At 58.6% G+C, this 17,777-nt stretch carries 14 protein-coding genes; 9 read left to right on the top strand and 5 right to left on the bottom strand.

Features of this window, described 5'->3' with window-relative positions:
- Positions 1 to 4: 4 nt before the first annotated feature.
- Entirely contained in the window at positions 5 to 2,476 is a 2,472-nt protein-coding gene (locus H7850_RS12145) for a DUF1266 domain-containing protein (protein WP_227369798.1), read from the bottom strand.
- 248 nt (positions 2,477 to 2,724) lie between these two features.
- Between H7850_RS12145 and gabT the strand changes: the two genes are divergently transcribed.
- On the top strand, positions 2,725 to 4,023 hold the full coding sequence (gene gabT, locus H7850_RS12150) for a 4-aminobutyrate--2-oxoglutarate transaminase (protein ID WP_227369799.1): 1,299 nt from the start codon (positions 2,725 to 2,727) through the stop codon (positions 4,021 to 4,023).
- A 113-nt stretch (positions 4,024 to 4,136) separates the two neighbouring features.
- Here gabT and katE read toward each other — a convergent pair whose 3' ends face one another.
- The 3 genes from katE to H7850_RS12165 form a co-directional block, all read right to left on the bottom strand.
- Positions 4,137 to 6,293, bottom strand: coding sequence for a catalase HPII (gene katE, locus H7850_RS12155; protein WP_227369800.1), 2,157 nt, complete (start codon positions 6,291 to 6,293; stop codon positions 4,137 to 4,139).
- A gap of 204 nt (positions 6,294 to 6,497) precedes the next feature.
- The gene (locus H7850_RS12160) at positions 6,498 to 6,740 is read right to left on the bottom strand and encodes a GlsB/YeaQ/YmgE family stress response membrane protein (RefSeq protein ID WP_227370023.1); all 243 of its coding nucleotides are present in this window, start codon (positions 6,738 to 6,740) and stop codon (positions 6,498 to 6,500) included.
- A 94-nt stretch (positions 6,741 to 6,834) separates the two neighbouring features.
- On the bottom strand, positions 6,835 to 7,383 hold the full coding sequence (locus tag H7850_RS12165; RefSeq protein WP_227369801.1) for a DUF924 family protein: 549 nt from the start codon (positions 7,381 to 7,383) through the stop codon (positions 6,835 to 6,837).
- Positions 7,384 to 7,490: 107 nt separating this feature from the next.
- Here H7850_RS12165 and H7850_RS12170 point away from each other — a divergent pair, with 107 nt between their 5' ends.
- From H7850_RS12170 to H7850_RS12195, 6 genes are all read left to right on the top strand, one after another.
- Entirely contained in the window at positions 7,491 to 7,712 is a 222-nt protein-coding gene (locus H7850_RS12170) for a hypothetical protein (RefSeq protein WP_227369802.1), read from the top strand.
- A 91-nt stretch (positions 7,713 to 7,803) separates the two neighbouring features.
- Positions 7,804 to 9,399, top strand: coding sequence for a solute:sodium symporter family transporter (locus H7850_RS12175; protein ID WP_227369803.1), 1,596 nt, complete (start codon positions 7,804 to 7,806; stop codon positions 9,397 to 9,399).
- Between the two features lie 16 nt (positions 9,400 to 9,415).
- Positions 9,416 to 10,594 carry an MFS transporter gene (locus H7850_RS12180; protein ID WP_227369804.1) on the top strand — a complete coding sequence of 393 codons (1,179 nt, stop codon included), beginning with the start codon at positions 9,416 to 9,418 and terminating at the stop codon, positions 10,592 to 10,594.
- A 25-nt stretch (positions 10,595 to 10,619) separates the two neighbouring features.
- Positions 10,620 to 12,026, top strand: coding sequence for a YcjX family protein (locus tag H7850_RS12185; protein WP_227369805.1), 1,407 nt, complete (start codon positions 10,620 to 10,622; stop codon positions 12,024 to 12,026).
- Positions 12,023 to 13,072 (top strand): YcjF family protein, encoded by a 1,050-nt coding sequence (locus H7850_RS12190; protein WP_227369806.1) that lies wholly within the window; start codon positions 12,023 to 12,025, stop codon positions 13,070 to 13,072. The genes H7850_RS12185 and H7850_RS12190 overlap by 4 nt, the downstream gene beginning before the upstream one ends.
- Before the next feature lie 90 nt (positions 13,073 to 13,162).
- On the top strand, positions 13,163 to 13,603 hold the full coding sequence (locus H7850_RS12195) for a universal stress protein (protein ID WP_227369807.1): 441 nt from the start codon (positions 13,163 to 13,165) through the stop codon (positions 13,601 to 13,603).
- A 58-nt stretch (positions 13,604 to 13,661) separates the two neighbouring features.
- Here the strand turns inward: H7850_RS12195 and H7850_RS12200 are convergent, their stop codons facing one another.
- Entirely contained in the window at positions 13,662 to 14,762 is a 1,101-nt protein-coding gene (locus tag H7850_RS12200) for an AI-2E family transporter (RefSeq protein ID WP_227369808.1), read from the bottom strand.
- Between the two features lie 274 nt (positions 14,763 to 15,036).
- Here H7850_RS12200 and H7850_RS12205 point away from each other — a divergent pair, with 274 nt between their 5' ends.
- Together H7850_RS12205 and H7850_RS12210 are read left to right on the top strand one after the other, a co-directional pair.
- Positions 15,037 to 15,666: an NAD(P)H-binding protein gene (locus H7850_RS12205; RefSeq protein WP_227369809.1), complete on the top strand. Its 630-nt coding sequence runs from the start codon at positions 15,037 to 15,039 to the stop codon at positions 15,664 to 15,666.
- A 147-nt stretch (positions 15,667 to 15,813) separates the two neighbouring features.
- Positions 15,814 to 17,754 carry an exoribonuclease II gene (locus H7850_RS12210; RefSeq protein ID WP_227369810.1) on the top strand — a complete coding sequence of 647 codons (1,941 nt, stop codon included), beginning with the start codon at positions 15,814 to 15,816 and terminating at the stop codon, positions 17,752 to 17,754.
- Positions 17,755 to 17,777: the final 23 nt, after the last annotated feature.

Genomic DNA, 17,777 nt, shown 5'->3' on the forward strand with positions numbered 1-17,777 from the left:
GGATTCAATGCAGCGTGCGGCTATCGCCGCTGAGCGTATCGATATGGGTAAGCGCCCAATGGCGCGGCCTGGAACCGGGAAAATCCAGACTTGACCAGGGTCCAGCCAAGGGCGGCGCTCCGCATAACCAGGCAACCAGTCCCTCGCGAAAATCCCGCAGAAAGGTTTCACGCTCTTCGGTTTCGCCCATGAAGAAGGCAAAACCCGCATAGAGCCCTTCCGCATAGGTCTGCCAACTTGCGTAATGCTGTTGAGCCTTGGCCATCGCCTTATCGAGCACCCGTTCCAGGGCCCCTGCATTCAGCCAGCCGACAATGCGCCCGGTGACTGCCAGATCGACGGCCTGGGCCAGATCCCAGGCGGTCATATCGGTGTCGTTACAGCGAGTATCGTTATCGCGCACTCGCTGCAGCCGCAAGAGATGATGACGCTCTTCCTGGGAGCACTCCCCGGATTCGAGGATGGCTATTTCTTCTATCAAGCGGGCCCGGTTCAAGGTGTAAGGGGCGTAGTTGATCTGGTACTCCTGGCGATCCCCGGCCTCGAGCAGGAACGTCAGGAATTCCTGCAGCTCACTCGCGCCATGCAAGCCATAATGGCTGGACAACCATTGGCGGGCCGCCTCGTTTTCCAGCGCACTCTCGCATTGAGGCTTGTTCCATATTCCCGGATTGAGCGGCCCAGTCAACGCCAGGGCGGTAAATTGATGCAGCGTAGGTCGGGGGCCGGGCTCCTGCCAGTACGTACACTGCCAGTCGAGCCAGTGAAAACAGCTTCCAGGGTCGTCCCGATGCCAGCGTATTTCATGCACCAGCGTATCGTCGGACATTTCCGGCAATACGGTTTCCCAGGCAATCCAGGCTTCGAGAAGCTTCTTGGGATTTTCATAAAGATGACACAACACACTGCGCAAGGATTGGGCGAGCGTCCTGGTCTCTCGGCCATCGAAATCACCGCTGTCATCCGCCATCAGTACATAAAACGCATATTTCTCCGCCATGTGAATGGTGGCGGCATGCCGTGAGCAGGATGCCAGTGAATTTCGGGCATACTGAGCCTCCAGGGAGGGCTGTCCAAATACGGTTTTGCTTGGCGGCAGCATGTTGTGTGCTGCGTCTGCGGCCAGCTGATTGAGGTGGTGAGACTGGGCCGGCAGCCAGTAACGCGCCAGCCCCTGTACGCCTTCATCCGCGAACAGTCCCAGGGTCTCGGTGAGATAATGCTGGGCGTCCTGGCGTCGCGACTCGTCTTTCTCATGGGGTATCGCACCGGGGATTCCCTGCCTGTAAAGCAGTTCGGGCTCTCGTACCGATGCCAATGCCAATACCCAGTGCCAGGCATCGCGCCGCCAGTCCAGCATGGCGTTGCGAGAGGCCTCACGCTGCGCATCGCTGATCAGCTCCGAGAGCGGCAAGCGCCAGGGAGATACCGGTGAATGAAGCAACAGAGCCGTCTCTTCATCGAATAGCTTACGAACAGACGGCTGACCTTCGAACAGGGCACGCCCGCGCTGATAGGCTCGCATGAGCGCCGTCCAGTCGCTATAACGCGTGGTCAGCAGATCGATGCCATGCAGCGCAAAATGCTCGGCTTCGCTGCTATCCAGCCACCCCAGAACCCAGCCGGCATAGGCCAGGTCGATCACCCGTAGCCAGTCCCAGGCCGCCCATTCCAATGGCTCCCCCTGGTCGATGAACGCCAGCAATGCTTCACCGTAACGACGTTGATCAACGAGTCCGGCCAACCAGGCCTGACGCTCGGCCCCCTCCTGCTCCAACAGCCTCGCCACGTCGAGATCCCAGCCATAGCGATGGCCCTGGGCCGCCAGCCACAGCAGTGTGCGGATCATGTCCTCACGCCCCCGTACCTGCCATACCTGCTCGAGCCAGGCAGCGGCATCGGGCCAGTCATGCAACTGGTCCGAAGACTCCATCAAAAGCGGCGCGAATAGCGCCCTGGGGAGCCAGACCCTTGCAGCCGGAGTATCCGGCCACAAGGGTTCGTCATTGCGCGTGGCCAGGTGATCACCCAGCAATTGCCAGGTAACGCCCTGCCCTTCATGTTCCAGAGTCGCCAGCACTTCGCTGTACCTGACAAAGGCCTCATCCCCCTGAGCCCAGCCCCGATCGAGACGGGCGTCACGCAATGCTGCCAGCCATTCATCCAGGCTGGCATAACGCGCCTGAAGATCCTTTGCAAGGCGCAATACCCAGGCCTCGGCACGCTCGGCGCTCAACCAGCCGGCTGCCACAGCCAGCGCCAGCAACTCGATGACCGCCAGTTGGCGCTGAGGGTCGGGCTTTTCGGCAGGAAAAGCCTCGAGCAATCGCCATCCGAGTTCGCCGCGCTCGGTAATACCAAAGACGGTCAGTCGCGCCAGCGCTTGGGATTGCTCTACGGCAACCGGATCGGGCTCGAAGGCCCAGCCACACAGCACCAACTGCTGCGACCACCATGCATTCAGTGGGTCTACCAAATTACACCTCAGATGCTTACGCCGCTGACAATGGAAGAAATGACATAGTGTAACGGAAAGCGGCACGACCGCCGATGCCCCTGCACTTGCACTTGCACTTGGTGCATTGTGCATCGACAGTAGAGAAGTGCAGGAACGGCATCATGAAACGCTTGGCGCTGTGTTCAAAATAATACACACTGCGTTTTAGATGATGATCGTTCATCCATCCTCAATGCGCTCGTTGATTTAACCCGGGAGGTTTTACCATGAACAATGCTGAACTCAACGAACTCAAGCAGCGCTACGTAGCCAATGGCGCCGCAAGCCCCGCTCCACACTTCGCCGAGCGTGCCGAAAATGCGGAAATCTGGGATGCGGACGGTAAGCGTTTCATCGATTTCGCCGGCGGTATCGGCGTTCTCAATATCGGCCATCGCCATCCCAAGGTCGTTGAAGCGGTCAAGGCACAGCTCGACAAGGTGATGCACACCTGCCAGACCGTCATGCCCTATGAAGGCTACGTCAAGGTCGCGGAAAAGCTCAGCCAGATCACGCCCGTGCGTGGCCATGCCAAGGTCATGCTGGCCAACTCCGGCGCCGAGGCACTGGAAAATGCCGTCAAGGTGGCTCGCGCCGCCACCGGCAAGACCAATGTGATCTGTTTCGACGGCGGCTATCACGGCCGTACCTTCATGACCATGGCGATGAATGGCAAGGTCAATCCCTATCAAACGGATTTCGGCCCCATGCCGGGTACGGTCTTCCGCGCCCCCTACCCGGTGCCCTATCACGGTGTCAGTGAGGACGAAGCGCTACGCGGACTCAAGATGGCCTTGAGAACCGATGCCAACCCCAAGGATACCGCCGCGATCATCCTGGAACCGGTGCTCGGCGAAGGCGGCTTCTATCCGGCGCCGACGAGCTTTCTGAAGGCGATTCGCGAGATCTGCGACGAACACGGCATGCTGATGATCATCGATGAGGTGCAAAGCGGCTTCGGGCGCACCGGCAAGATGTTCGCCATCGAGCATAGCGGCGTGGAACCGGACATCATGACCATGGCCAAGAGCATGGGTGACGGCATGCCGATCTCTGCCGTCGTGGGTACCGACAAGCACATGGACGCCTCCGGCGCCAACTCCCTGGGCGGCACCTACAGCGGTAGCCCGGTCTCCTGTGCGGCGGTATTGGCAGTATTTGACGTCTTCGAGCAGGAAAACATCCTCGAGAAGAGCCAGGCGCTTGGCGACAAGCTGGCCAAACGCTTCGGCCAATGGCAGCAGGATTTCGACTGTATCGACAACGCGCGCAACATGGGCGCCATGGCGGCCTTCGATGTCGTCTCCGACAAGGCCAACCATACCCCGGATGCGGAGCTGACTGCCGCCCTGTGCAAGAAAGTCCGGGAGAACGGACTGATCCTGCTCTCCTGCGGCATGTACGGCAACACGGTTCGCCTATTGATGCCCGTCACCATCGAGGACAAGGTGCTGGAAGAGGGTCTCGATATCATCGAACAGGCTCTGAAGGAGTTGGTGGGCAGCAAGCAGACCGCCAGCGCCTGATCAACGCCAACGTGAATCGATGAAAAAAAACCCCTGCTACCGTCACCGATAGCAGGGGCTTCTGATTGCTTTTATCAAAGAGTTCTAACAAGAGACGTTTGAACGCGAACCGTTTAGGCCGGCATGTCGTTGGCCTTCGAGTCCCGAGACCACACGCGATGCTCCCCCACGGCCTGGGCAAAGGGTTCGAATACCGACTCTACCCCATCCTCGACGAATATCCCGTCTTCACCGATAGGCACTCCCGCGGCATCGAGTAGCGCTCTGCCTTCCCCGAGGGCGGCAATTGCCTTGAGGTGCTTGTAAGCCTCCTGGACGTAATAGCGTCCCAAACCGGAGCCCGCCAATGCCTGGGCACTGCCTTCGCCACCGGCGACGATGACCGCATCCACGGTCACGGAGGGCAGACCATTGACCATGCCGTCCGGGGTGACGGCCTGGCCGTTGCTGGCCTTGACCGGAGCCATGCTCGGTGCAATGACCATACCTTGAGCCCCCTGCTCGGACAGCTTCACCTTGAGCGCTTCCACCTGTTCGCCATCGACACCATCTGCCACCAGGATGGCGATCTTGCGGTACTTGATATTGCCCGGTAACCGCGCCATCAGGCTCAGCGCCTCGGACGCCTCTTGGGAACTCTTGCCCAGTTCGCCTTCCGGTGCAGTCGGCTCCCCAGGGGCTTCTATTCCGTGGTTCTCGCCGACACGACGTGCCAGTTCCAGATCGATATTGGGCAGAATCTCCTTGATCTGTCGCTCTCGGATGTAGGGTCGCGCCACCTTGGAAAGCTCGAAGGTGTAGGCGGCGATGATGTGCTCCTTCTCCACCTCGGTCTGGCTGTTCCAGAACAGTCGTGCCTGGGAGTAGTGATCGCCGAAGGAGTCGCTGCGCGCCCGCACCTTGTGAGCATCGACCCGTTCGTAATGGCTCTCGTACCCGCCGTTTTCTTCCGCCGCTGGGGTCTGCTTGGGCCAGCCGCCATCGATGGAGTTGGGCTCGTAGGAGGCCTGACCCTTATTGATGGTCTGGCGGTGCGGCGCATCACGCTGATTGTTGTGGAACGGGCACACCGGGCGGTTGATGGGAATCTCGTGGAAGTTCGGCCCGCTCAGGCGCAGCATCTGGGTATCCAGATAAGAGAACAGACGCCCTTGCAGCAGCGGATCGTTGCTGAAATCAATGCCCGGCACCACATGGCCGGGGCTGAAGGCCACCTGCTCGGTCTCGGCGAAGTAGTTGTCCGGGTTGCGGTTGAGCACCATCTTGCCAATCGGCGTGACCGGCACCTGCTCTTCAGGAATCAGCTTGGTGGCGTCGAGAATATCGAAGTCGAAGTTGTGCTCGTCCTGTTCCTCGACGACCTGGATGCCCAGCTCGAATTCAAGGAAATCGCCGTTCTCGATGTCTTCCCACATACCACGACGGTTGAAGTCCGGATCGCGGCCCCAGAGCTTCTGGGCTTCATCCCAAATCAATGAGCAGGTGCCCGCCAGCGGCTTCCAGTGGAACTTGACGAAGCGTGCCTTGCCCTGTCTGTCGATCATGCGGAAGGTATGCACACCAAAGCCTTCCATGTTGCGGTAATGGCGCGGGAAGGCGCGATCCGACATGGTCCACAGCACCATATGGGCGGATTCGGGGAACAGCGAGACGAAGTCCCAGAAGGTATCGTGGGCAGACTGCCCCTGGGGGATCTCGTTGTGGGGTTCGGGCTTCACCGCGTGGACGAAATCGGGGAACTTGGTGGCATCCTGCATGAAGAACACCGGCATGTCGTTGCCGACCAGATCCCAGTTGCCTTCCTCGGTGTAGAACTTGACAGCGAAACCGCGCACGTCACGAACGGTGTCGTTGGAACCACGCCCGCCCTGCACCGTGGAAAAACGGGTAAATACCGGCGTCTTCTTGCCGGCTTTGCTGAACAGCGCCGCCTTGGAGTATTGGGAAGCGCCGTCGTAAGCCTCGAAATAGCCGTGAGCCGCAGCGCCCCGGGCGTGGACAATACGCTCGGGAATGCGCTCATGGTCGAAGTGATTGAGCTTCTCACGGAGAATGAAATCCTCCATCAGAGTCGGCCCACGCTCGCCAGCCTTCAGCGAATTGTGGTTGTCGGCAATGCGTACACCCTGATTGGTGCGCAGGTCATGCCCTTCGGCATCGCTACGAAACTGCTCCAGACTCTCCGATTTGCTGTGCTCGGTGGTCTTGAATTTCGTATCGTGAGGGCCATCGCTATTGGGTTGGGTATAGGGGCTGTTACTGGTGGCCATGCTGGTTTCTCCTCATTCCTGAAACGAAGGGAAGACCGCAATACGGTTATCCTTTCGCAAGCATATTTGACGTCTTCCTTGAAGTACTCGGAAACTCAGCGAGTACGATTTACCTAGGTAAGTGACTACCAATCTTCAATTTAAGCCTATTCATCAGAGTAGGCAAATGGCCTGGGGCATTGCACCGCAGGCCTTGCCGTCGACCTAAGGCTTGCGCACCATGGACACGATCCAGAGCAGCAATACCGCACCCACGATGGCCGTTACCAGCGAACCGATGATACTGTAGGAGGCGATACCCAGCAGGCGAAACACCAAGCCGCCTAGTACCGCGCCAACGATACCGACACCAATATTACCCAGGATGCCGAAACCGCCACCGCGCATGATATTGCCGGCAATCCAGCCTGCCAGTCCGCCGATGATCAACCACAAGATTAAACCCATCATACTTCTCCTTTAAATATCTTCCATGAAAACTGCCTGCCTAGCCTGCCACAAACGGATTCAGCCATACATCGATTAATCAACCGTACATCGATTAGAAAGACGAACCGGGTTGCTGTAGAAACCCCTTTTCCTCAGCGCTGGATTCTCGTCCGAGTATCTCGTTGCGATGCGGATAGCGCCCGAAACGCTCGAGGATTTCCCGATGGCGTCGCTCATGCTTTAGATTGTTTTCCAAACCTGCCTGGTCGAAAAGCCGCAGCGCCTCATCATGAATGCGCAAGGATTCACTGTGCATGTAAGGCATATAGAGAAACGCTCGCTGCACCATCTTGAGATGACGATCGGCCCGGGCGGCGACGGCCTCCTGGGCCAATGTCAGCGCCTGGGGGTCCTGAGCAAACGCCGCTGCACGATTACGATGAATGTTGCGTGAAAACTGATCGAGTACCAGAATCTCTGCCAGACGTCCTTGCGGGGAGCAGCGCCACATCCATAATTCCCCCGCGATGGCAGCCTCGAGCGTCGAGGAAAAGCGTTCGGATACTTGACGATCGAAAGCCTCATCCTTGCTAAACCACTGACGAGAAGCCGTCTCGTCGAACCAGAAGTGCAGTATCGCTTGTGCAGGGGTGTCGGGCATAGGATTGGAACTCCATCAGTTTGCTATGGGCAGTAGCATCAGGTTAGTCGAAGCGCGTCCTGGACCCAACTTTCGTTTCACCACAATCACTCTACTCTGGAGTCACGATGTCTTTCGCCCAATTCATGGCAATGGCCGGTTACCTATTGAACGTCATCGGCATTGTGGTCTGTCTAGTGGGCTTGTCTCTGGCACGACGCCCTTCCCGTCGCACCCTGGGGTATTGCCTTGCGGGTCTAGGATTTCTCATCGCTGCCAGTCCACTTTTCGCGCAGCTGTTTGGATTGATACCGCCACCAATGCCAGCCTCGACCTTGCCACCGGGATGAGGTAAAAAGCCGCATTCGCGCGCCTGCTGCGACCCCGGTATGCTGTAGGCCTGATACCATGTATCAACAAAAACACACAAGGATGTAAAAAATGCACACCCTGACCCTTTTGTCGTTTCTGTTCTTTACCGGGCTGGTCGCCCTCATTACCTGGTTCATTACTCACCGGGACGATCATAGCAGCACCCGCGGCTACTTCCTGGCCGGACGTAGCCTGACCTTCCCGCTGATTGCCGGCTCGCTCTTGATGACCAATCTTTCCACGGAACAGATGGTGGGACTCAACGGCGCAGCATTCACCGACGGCTTGAGCGTCATGGCCTGGGAAGTCGTGGCGGTCATCGCTCTGGTGGCATTGGCGCTGTTCTTTCTGCCTCGTTTTTTGCGTAGCGGCATTGCCACGGTACCTCAGCTGTTGAGGATTCGTTTCGATGGCACGACACAGCTGATCTGCAACATCATTTTCCTGATTGCCTATGCGGTGATCCTGCTGCCGATCATTCTCTACTCCGGCGCCGTTGGGCTGCAGGGCATGCTCGATCTCAAAGGCCTGACAGGAATCGAATCGAGCAGCGTTCTGCTATGGTCAACGGTATGGATCGTCGGCATCATCGGCTCGATCTATGCCCTGTTCGGCGGCTTGCGCACCGTTGCCGTCTCGGACACCCTCAATGGCGTGGGCCTGCTGATCGGCGGCTTCGTGATCGTCTATTTTGGCCTGCAGGCTGTGAGCGATGATGGTGGAATCATGGCAGGCTGGGAAGCGCTCAAGCAGAGCAATCCCGAGAAGCTGAAGTCCATTGGCGCCGAGGATCAGCAGGTGCCCTTCGCCACTCTTTTCACCGGCGTTCTTCTGATCAACCTGTTCTACTGGACCACCAACCAGCAGATCATTCAGCGCACCCTGGCCGCCAAGAATCTTGCGGAAGGTCAGAAAGGCGTACTGCTGACAGGCCTGTTCAAACTTCTGGGGCCGCTATATCTGGTACTGCCCGGCATCATCGCCTATCAACTCTATGCGGGCGATGGCATTCGCGCCGACGAAGCCTACGGCCATCTGGTGTTCAACGTGCTGCCGCCCTATCTGACGGGCTTCTTTGCAGCGGTCATGGTCGGTGCCATTCTTTCCTCCTTCAACTCGGCACTCAACAGTACCACCACACTCTTCAGCCTGGGTTTGTACAAGGAGGTCTTCAACAGGCAGGCCAGCGAAGAACAGATCGTGCGGGTGGGCAAGATTTTTGGTTGGATCATGGCCGTTGCGGCCATGATCATTGCCCCGCTTCTGGCCGGCCAGGAAAGCCTGTTCGGTTATCTTCAGAAAATGAATGCCATGTACTTCATCCCCATTCTTGCGGTGGTGCTGGTCGGGCTCTTGACTAAGCGGGTGCCGGCGATCGCCGCCAAGATCGCCCTTGTCGCTGGCTGTGCGATCATCGGCCTCGTCTATTTCGTGCCGCCCTTCACCGGTCTGCTGGAGGTCGTTCACGACTTCCATTTCGTGGCGCTGGTTTTCCTGGCACTGGTGATCATGATGCTGCTGTTCGGCAAGCTGCGCCCCCGCCAGACGGCCTGGGTCCATGAAGATAGCGGTAAAGTCGATCTCACCCCCTGGAAGGGCGCGGTTCCGGCGGGCATCCTGCTGGTAATCCTGGTGATCGCGATATACGTTGCCTTCGCAGGATGAATGTCGGGGCCAAGACATGCCGTTGACCGTCACTCTATTGTCTCTATGTCAGGCACTGCTGGTCAGCGGCAACATCCTTCTGATCGCAGTGTCACCCCTGATTGGCGCCGAGCTGGCCCCCGGTCCCAACTGGGCTACCGCGCCGGTAGCCATGCAGTGGCTGGGCCTGATGTGCGCCACCATTCCGGCGTCGCTGATAATGGGTCGGCTGGGGCGCAAGCGGGGCTTCATGCTGGGCAACCTGATCGGCCTGGGCGGGGTTCTGGTCGCCGGCCTGGCATTGGTAGGCGAGCAATTCGGCACCTTCATGCTGGGTACCTGGCTGATCGGTATCGGTATCGGATTTGGCATGCTCTATCGCTTTGCCGCGGTGGAAGCCGCAACTCCTGAGCTGAAGGATCGCGCCATCGGACTCGTCATGGGCGGCGGCGTACTGGCAGCCGTGCTTGGCCCCTGGCTCGCCCGCTCCAGCCAAGGTTTGTTCGAGACACCCTTTCTCGGCAGCTTCCTGGGGCTGGGATTACTCTACGTCATAGCATTGATCGTGCTGGCCTTCACCCGGCTACCGCCGCCGCAAACGACCCATGACGACGGCCCCGCCCGACCGCTGTCCGAGATAGTGCGTCAGCCGACATTCATCGTCGCGGCGCTGACCGGTCTGATCGGCTATGGCGTGATGAACCTGGCCATGACCGCAACGCCTCTTGCCATGCATCGGGCCGGCTTTCATTTCGATCACGTGGCCACCACCATTCAATGGCATGTACTGGCCATGTTCGTGCCTGCCTTTTTCACCGGGCGCTTGACGGCGTACTTCGGTGCGCGACCCATGATCGTAGTGGGTTGCCTGTTATTGGCCGCCTGCGGTTTGCTGGCGCAATTATCCGTCACCCTTTACGGCTACTACTCGGCCTTGATGCTGCTTGGCCTCGGCTGGAACCTGACCTTCCTACCCGCCACGGGGCTTCTGACCGTGACCTATCGCACATCGGAAAAGGCGCGCACCCAGGCAACCAATGAATTCTTGGTGTTCACTACCGTTGGATTGACTTCGCTGCTGGCAGGACCGCTGGAGGCCAGCCTCGGCTGGGCCGGTCTCAATGCGGTGTTGTTGCCTCTGGCGCTGATACCCATCGTTGCCCTGCTCTGGCAGCGACTTGCCAATAGCGCCGATAGCCCCCAGATTAAACACTAAATTTTCGATTCGGAACATTAGCGCCATGCGCCAGACCCTGGCCCGCGAATTCAGCAATCTCATCGAACGTGGCTGGGACCGTCAGCTACGCTTGGCAGTCACCGGTTTGTCCCGAGCCGGCAAAACGGCTTTTCTCACCTCCCTGGTCTATCAACTGCGCCACGCCGGGCTGGAAGCCCGCCTGGACTTGTTCCCGGCGGCTCGGGAAGGACGCCTGATGGGCGCTCAGCGCATCGCCCAGAAGGACCTTGGCGTGCCCCGCTTCCCCTACGATAACGCCATGGCCAGCCTCGATGGCACGCCGCCCCGATGGCCGGAGCCGACCCGGGGGATCAGTGAACTGCGCCTGCATATCCGCTATCGCCCTCAGCGCAGCGGCGTACTTGGCGCCTTGGGGAGCAGCAACGCCACCCTGACGCTTGATCTGTTCGATTACCCCGGGGAATGGCTACTCGACCTGCCGCTGCTGGAGCACGACTATCTGAGCTGGAGCCAGCGGCAACAGATGACCTTGACTCCCGAGCGCCGCGCCATGGCAAAGGAGTGGCTGAGCGCCATGGAAACCCTCGACCCGGCCGCGGAGGCGGACGAAGCGGAGCTTGCCACCATTGCGGAACACTATGCGCAGTCCTTGCGCTCGGCCCGGGAAGCCGGTTTCGCCGATTTGCAGCCAGGGCGATTTCTTCTGCCCGGCGATCTCGAGGGCGCTCCGGTATTGCAATTCTTTCCCCTGCTGGATCTGACTCGGGACGACAGAAGACGTCTCGAGGCGCTGCCTCAACAAAGCGTTTACCGCACCCTGGCGCGGCGTTTTGCCTATTATCAGCAGCATGTGGTCAAACCCTTCTACCGGGAGCATTTTCGCCGCTTCGATCGTCAGATCGTGCTAGTGGATGTACTCGGCGCCCTCAACGCAGGGCCGGAACGCTTCGAGGATCTGTCCCGTGCGCTGGCCACGCTGATGCAAAGCTTCGACTACGGCCAGCGCAGCCTGTTCACGCGCATGTTTTCGCCCCGCATCGATCGCCTGGCGATTGCGGCAACCAAGGCGGATCATGTCACCCCGGATCAGCACCCTAATCTGGTTGCCCTGCTCGAAGCATTGCTCGCCGAGCCGATCAAGGATCTGCGCTTCGCCGACGTGCCGGTCAAGGCGCTGTCCCTGGCGTCGATTCGGGCGACCCAGGCCCATGAAGTGGAGCAACAGGGTAAGCGGATTCAAGCACTGCGCGGCGTAACGCTGGAAGGGGAAGAAACGCTGATATTTCCCGGTGAGGTACCCCCTCACCTGCCCCAACATGATTTCTGGGCCCGTCAGGGTTTCGCTTTCCATGGCTTTCGCCCGCTTTCCCGAGATACCCGGGGAGAAGGCTTGCCCCACATTCGCATGGATGCCGCTCTCGACTGGCTCATCGGAGACAAACTGACATGAACGATCCCCGGCCCCAACAGCGCTTCACTCTGGATGAGCCTGGCTCGGCGACCCTACGGGACCCCCGCCCTGCCGAGCACTATGCCGTCGAGCTGAGTTCAACGCCCCTGGAAGACGAATATGTTCCCGAGGATACCGATACGGCGCTGGCCCGCAGCCTTGCACGCCCGCGCAAGCGTCGCTGGGGGTTGCTGGCCCTGTTGACCGGCACTGTGACCCTCGGCGTCGTGGAACTGGGCGAAACGCTTTATACGTCGTCGATGAGCGGCGATCTCTTGAGCGGCGCCTGGAGTCTGCTTGGCATTCTAGCTCTGGGGCTTGGGGGCATGGCGTTGATGCGGGAATTATGGCGGCTACGTCGGCTGCGACGCCACGCGGCACTACGCCGGGATCTGGAAACCCTGGAAGGAAGCCCGGGGCGCGACGGGCGCAAGCTGGCGAATCATCTGCGCGAACAGATGCACATCGACAAGGACGACCCGCACTGGCAAGCCTTTCTGCAGGCCCATGAATCCCATCACGATGCCCGGGAGACACGTCAATTGCTGGCGCATCACCTGCTTGCTCCACGAGACCGTGAGGCACGTCGACTGATCTCTCGCATGGCCAGCGAAACCGCGGTGCTGGTCGCCATCAGCCCATTGACGCTAATCGACATGCTGCTGGTGTCCTGGCGCAATTTGGCAATGCTCGACCGCATTGCCGCGCTCTACGGACTCGAACTCGGCTACGCCAGTCGCCTTCGCTTGTTTCGCAATGTGTTGTCCAACATGGCTTTTGCCGGTGCCAGCGAAATGGCCGCGGATGCCAGCATGGACCTGCTTTCGATGAATGTTGCCGGCAAGCTGTCGACCCGGGCCGGCCAAGGGCTTGGTGTCGGACTTCTGTCAGCAAGGCTTGGCCTGCGCGCTTTGAGAGTGACGCGGCCCTTGCCCTTCGATGAAGGCGAGGCGCCGCGCATGGCGGATTTGCGCAGCGAACTCTGGCATCGACTCAGACGCTTGGAAACCCCGTCCTCCACGGGTAAAAACACACCATCCACATGACCCGCTCTTGATTGGAATCATGTTGATAGGCACTCTGAGGCAGTAGACTGAATCTGTGAGTTACGCATTCTGACGCTGATGGAGGTGTGCATGTTCAAGAAGATTCTAGTTCCCGTGGACGGGTCCGAAGGTGCCAAGAAAGCGCTGGACGTGGCCTGCAAGCTAGCGAAGGTGGATAACGCCTCCCTGCACATCCTTCACATTCCCGAGCGTCTTTCCCGTGAAACCATGCTGGTCTGGGGCATGAGCGCGGTGGCCATGGAAGCCTCTGGGGAGGAACTCGAACATGCCGGGCGCAAATCGCTCGAGGCAGCCAAGCAAGCCGCCGAAGAGCGCGGCATGACGGATGTCCAAGGATCGCTTGGCCAAGGTGACCCTGCTCGAGTCATCATCGAAGAGTCCAAGAACGTCAATGCAGATACGATCGTGATGGGCAGCCGTGGTCTGAGCAACATCACCGGCTTGATTGTCGGTAGCGTTTCGCACCGTGTTGCGCACACGGCGAAATGCAACGTGATCACCGTGCGCTGAGCATAGATAACTTAATAGTTTCTTGATACGTTCTTGATGCTTTCTTGAAGAGAGGGGATCACCCTCTCTTCCCGAGTTGCGCTTTCCCCGAATCCTCCGAGCCCTGGGCGTTGTCTTCTTCCTTCCCAAGAAATCCTTGAATGTAGAATCGCTGCACACAGAGCATGGTCAATACGATCAGAGGCTCCGAAAGCAGTAGCCCCAATAGTCCCGCATAGAAGCTCAGCCACAGCTGCACGATCAACAGCAGCGCGGGGGGGATGCTGACGGCCTGACGTTGCACCAACGGAGTAACGACATTGCTTTCCAGAAACTGGATGACCAGATAGAGGATGAACACGTACAGCATGGTATCCGGGGACTGCGTAAAGGCCACCAGAAGCGCAGGAATGATGGCAAGCACGGGCCCAAGGTAGGGAATGAAAGACAATACCCCCGCCAGTATCCCCAAGGACAAGGCCATTGGCACACTAAGGACCCAAAGGCCGACACCGAACAATAGACCGATAATGGCCATTGAAATGAGCCGACCAAACAGCCACCAGGTCATCTTCTTTTCCACCAGGTTCAGGAACGACTTGAGATTTTCCCGCTTGCCTTTGGGCGCCAGCGCCAACACCCCCTTCCTGTAGAAATCCGGCTCGATGGCCACGAACAGCCCGACCAGTATCACCGCTATGGTGTTGAGCAGCATACTCAGGGTGCTCGAGAACACCGAGGATAAACCGGAGGACCAGCCTGTGAGCACCTTTTCGGGTTCAGGTAGCCGATCGACCTGTTCGGCCAGCTCCTCGGCAAAGGGAAACTGACTCGACCAGTCCTTGAAGGCCTCCAAGGAGTCAGGCAGCAGATCGATCAGTCGTTCGAATTCTCGACTCAGATTCGCGGCAAAATTCATGCTAAAAATTACCGCTGCCCCGATGATAACAAGCAACACCACAAGCAGAGACAACCCCCGAGGCAGGAAAGTGTGCTTGTACAGCCAGTTGGTCGGTAGCGATAGCAGCAAGGTTAGCAGCAACCCCGCAAACACCATCAAAAGCGTGGTGAGACTAAGCCATAGCAGTGTTACAAGCCCCGCCATCAAGGTCACGATACCGACAGCGATCCATACCCGGCGCGTGTAGTCGCTCATATTCGAGCCTTTCAATTCTGACACGATGACACTCCTTGTCTTTTGGCTTTCCCTTGCCTGGTCAATCAATCATAGCCTTTCATGCTCTTTCAAATCGCCCCTGATTGCTAAACTGGATCTAAGCCTGCAATTTCAACAATTGAGGAGCCGGCATTTCGACCCCAACTGTTAGCAACATTCACTGATATCCAGGATCGATTGCTTGAAGAGGTGAACGCTTTGAATTCTTGCCGGCCCTTGATTCGATCAAATTGGCCCGCATGAATGAAGAACGTTGTCTATCGATAGAGAGGTCACAATGAAAACACTGGTCATTGGTGCCAACGGTCAGATCGGCCGTCAATTCTGTGAACTGGCCAAGGCTACCGGCGTACCGGTGAGAGCCATGATTCGCGACAGCAACCAGCAGCGCTGGTTCCAGGAGCGCAGCATCGAGACCGTCATCGCCGATCTCGAGGGCAGTCTTCGCCATGCCTTTTACGGCTGTGATCAGGTGGTGTTCGCTGCGGGCTCCGGGCCGCACACCGGCCCCGACAAGACACTGATGATCGATCTCAATGGCGCGGTGCGCACTGCGGATCTGGCCAGCGAGTTGGGCTTGTCGCGAGTGATTCAGGTCAGCGCAATACGCGCCGAAGAGCCCCTAAAAGCCCCGGACAATATGCGCCCCTACATGGCCGCCAAGAATGCAGCGGATGCTCATCTGCGCGCCGCCCAGATCCCTCATGTAATCCTGAAACCGGGACGGCTGACAGACGAGCAGGCCACCCAACTTGTCGCGACCTCTCTGGAAGAGGCCGGTGACAATCATGTTTCCCGGGCCAATGTCGCCCATGTCCTGCTGCACCTGGTCCAGAATCGGCAGCTGTTCAATCGTGAATTCACGTTGCTTGACGGCGATCGAGCAATCGCCGATGCAATCGTCTGATGGTAATTGCCAAATTCGCCTGCTTTGGGTTTGCTGGGTTGCCGTCTTGCAATGACTGCAGGGTTATAGTTACAGAGGCAGGATTGGCGACGACCGCCCAAATCCGTATAGTGGCGCCCTACTCCCGCCAACCGTAACGACGTCCTCATGCTGCAGAACAACGCGCTGCTGGCGCAGCTCAAGCAACAGATTCGTGAAACCACTCCTCGCGTGGAAGGTGTCATCAAAGGCACCGATCGTGGTTTCGGCTTTTTAGAAACCGATAACGGCGAATCCTATTTCGTGCCGCCCCCTGCCATGAAGCAGGTTCTTCATGGCGATCGCGTCGAAGCGGTCCTCAAGGAGGAAGGCGACAAGAAGTCCGTCGAACCCGAAAAACTGATCGAGACCGGGCTGGATCGTTTTATCGCCCGAGTACAGAAGCGGGATGGTCGCCTGGCGGTAGTTCCGGATCATCCTTCGATCAACAATGTACTCAAGGCGCGCATCAAGCGTAGCCTGGATGAAGACAGCATCGAAGATGGGGACTGGATCGTGGCCCGCCTGGTACGTCATCCCCTCAAACCCGATGACCGTGCCTTCTTCAGTCAAATCGATGAACTGATTGCCAAACACGATGATCCGGCAGTGCCTTGGCGTGTCACTTTGGCACGGCACGCGCTAGAACAATCCTCGCCTCAATCCGATGAGGACTGGGCGCTGGCCGACGAAGGCCTCGAGCGTAAGGATCTGACCGACACGCCCTTCTTCACTATCGACGGTGAAAATACCCGGGACATGGACGATGCACTGTATATCGAATCGCGTTCCAACGGTGGCTGGCGATTGAGCGTGGCGATTGCCGACCCCACCGGCTATGTCGCCGAAGGGCACGCCGTGGACCTGGAAGCGCAGACCCGCGCTTTCACGGTTTATTTACCAGGCCAGAACGTGACGATGCTGCCGGAAGTACTGGCGGACGACCTCTGCTCACTCAAGGAAGGAGAGGAACGCCCCGTGCTGGTCTGCGAGTTGAACATCGCCGCAGACGGCAGTCTGGGCGACTATCGCTTCTTCGCCGCCACCATGCGCTCTCACGCGCGCCTGGTTTACGACAAGGTCTCGGACTGGTTGGAAAACCAGGGAGATTGGGCACCGGAGAAAGCGATTGGTAGTCAGCTTCAGGCTCTGGCAGCCATGACCGAGGCACGTACCGGCTGGCGGACTCAACATGCGTTGGTTTTCAAGGACCGGCCGGATTACGCCTTCGATCTCGATGCCGCCGGCAACGTGCTCGATGTGCGCATCGAAGAGCGGCGCATCGCCAATCGCATGATCGAGGAATCGATGATCGCCGCCAATGCCTGCTGCGCCGATTTGCTGGCCGATAAGGTGGGGCATGGTATCTTCAACGTGCATCGCGCCTTCGAACCTGAAAAAGCCGATGCGGCGCTGGAATTCCTTACCGCTCAGCAGATTGAGGTTGCCCGGGAAGCCTTGCTCGAGCTGCCTCGCTATCGTGAATTAAAGCGCGCTCTGGAAGAGCGCAACGACGCCTGGCTGGATGCGCGCCTGCGTCGATTCCAGGGGTTTACCAGCATGGCAGCCCGCCCTGGGCCTCACTTTGGCCTGGGTCTCGCCTCCTATGCAACCTGGACCTCCCCGATCCGTAAATACGGTGACATGGTCAACCATCGACTCATCAAGCGTGTACTCAAGAACGAGCGGGCACCCGCCGAGGCCAGTGAAGTGCTGACCGAGCAACTCACCGAACGGCGCAAGCTCAATCGTATGGCGGAGCGGGACGTCAAGGACTGGCTCTATGTGCGCTATCTTACCCCAGCAGCAAAGGCACAACAGACCTTCGAGGCGGAGATCATCAATGTCAATCGCGGCGGTATGCGCGTACGGCTTGCCGCCAATGGCGCCACTGCCTTCGTTCCCGCACCATTGATGCATTCCGACCGCGACAAGGTAGCGATCGACGATAAGGAAGGCCGTGTACACATCGAGGGCGAAGAACGCTTCAAATTGGGTGATGATATTCAGGTAATACTCACCGAGGCCCGGGAAGACACTCGTTCCCTGGTAGCACGTCCGGATTTTTGACTTTTTTATAACATTTCTTGTTG

The sequence above is a fragment of the Halomonas sp. M20 genome (assembly GCF_020622265.1).
In the GTDB taxonomy this organism is placed as follows: Bacteria; Pseudomonadota; Gammaproteobacteria; order Pseudomonadales; family Halomonadaceae; genus Modicisalibacter.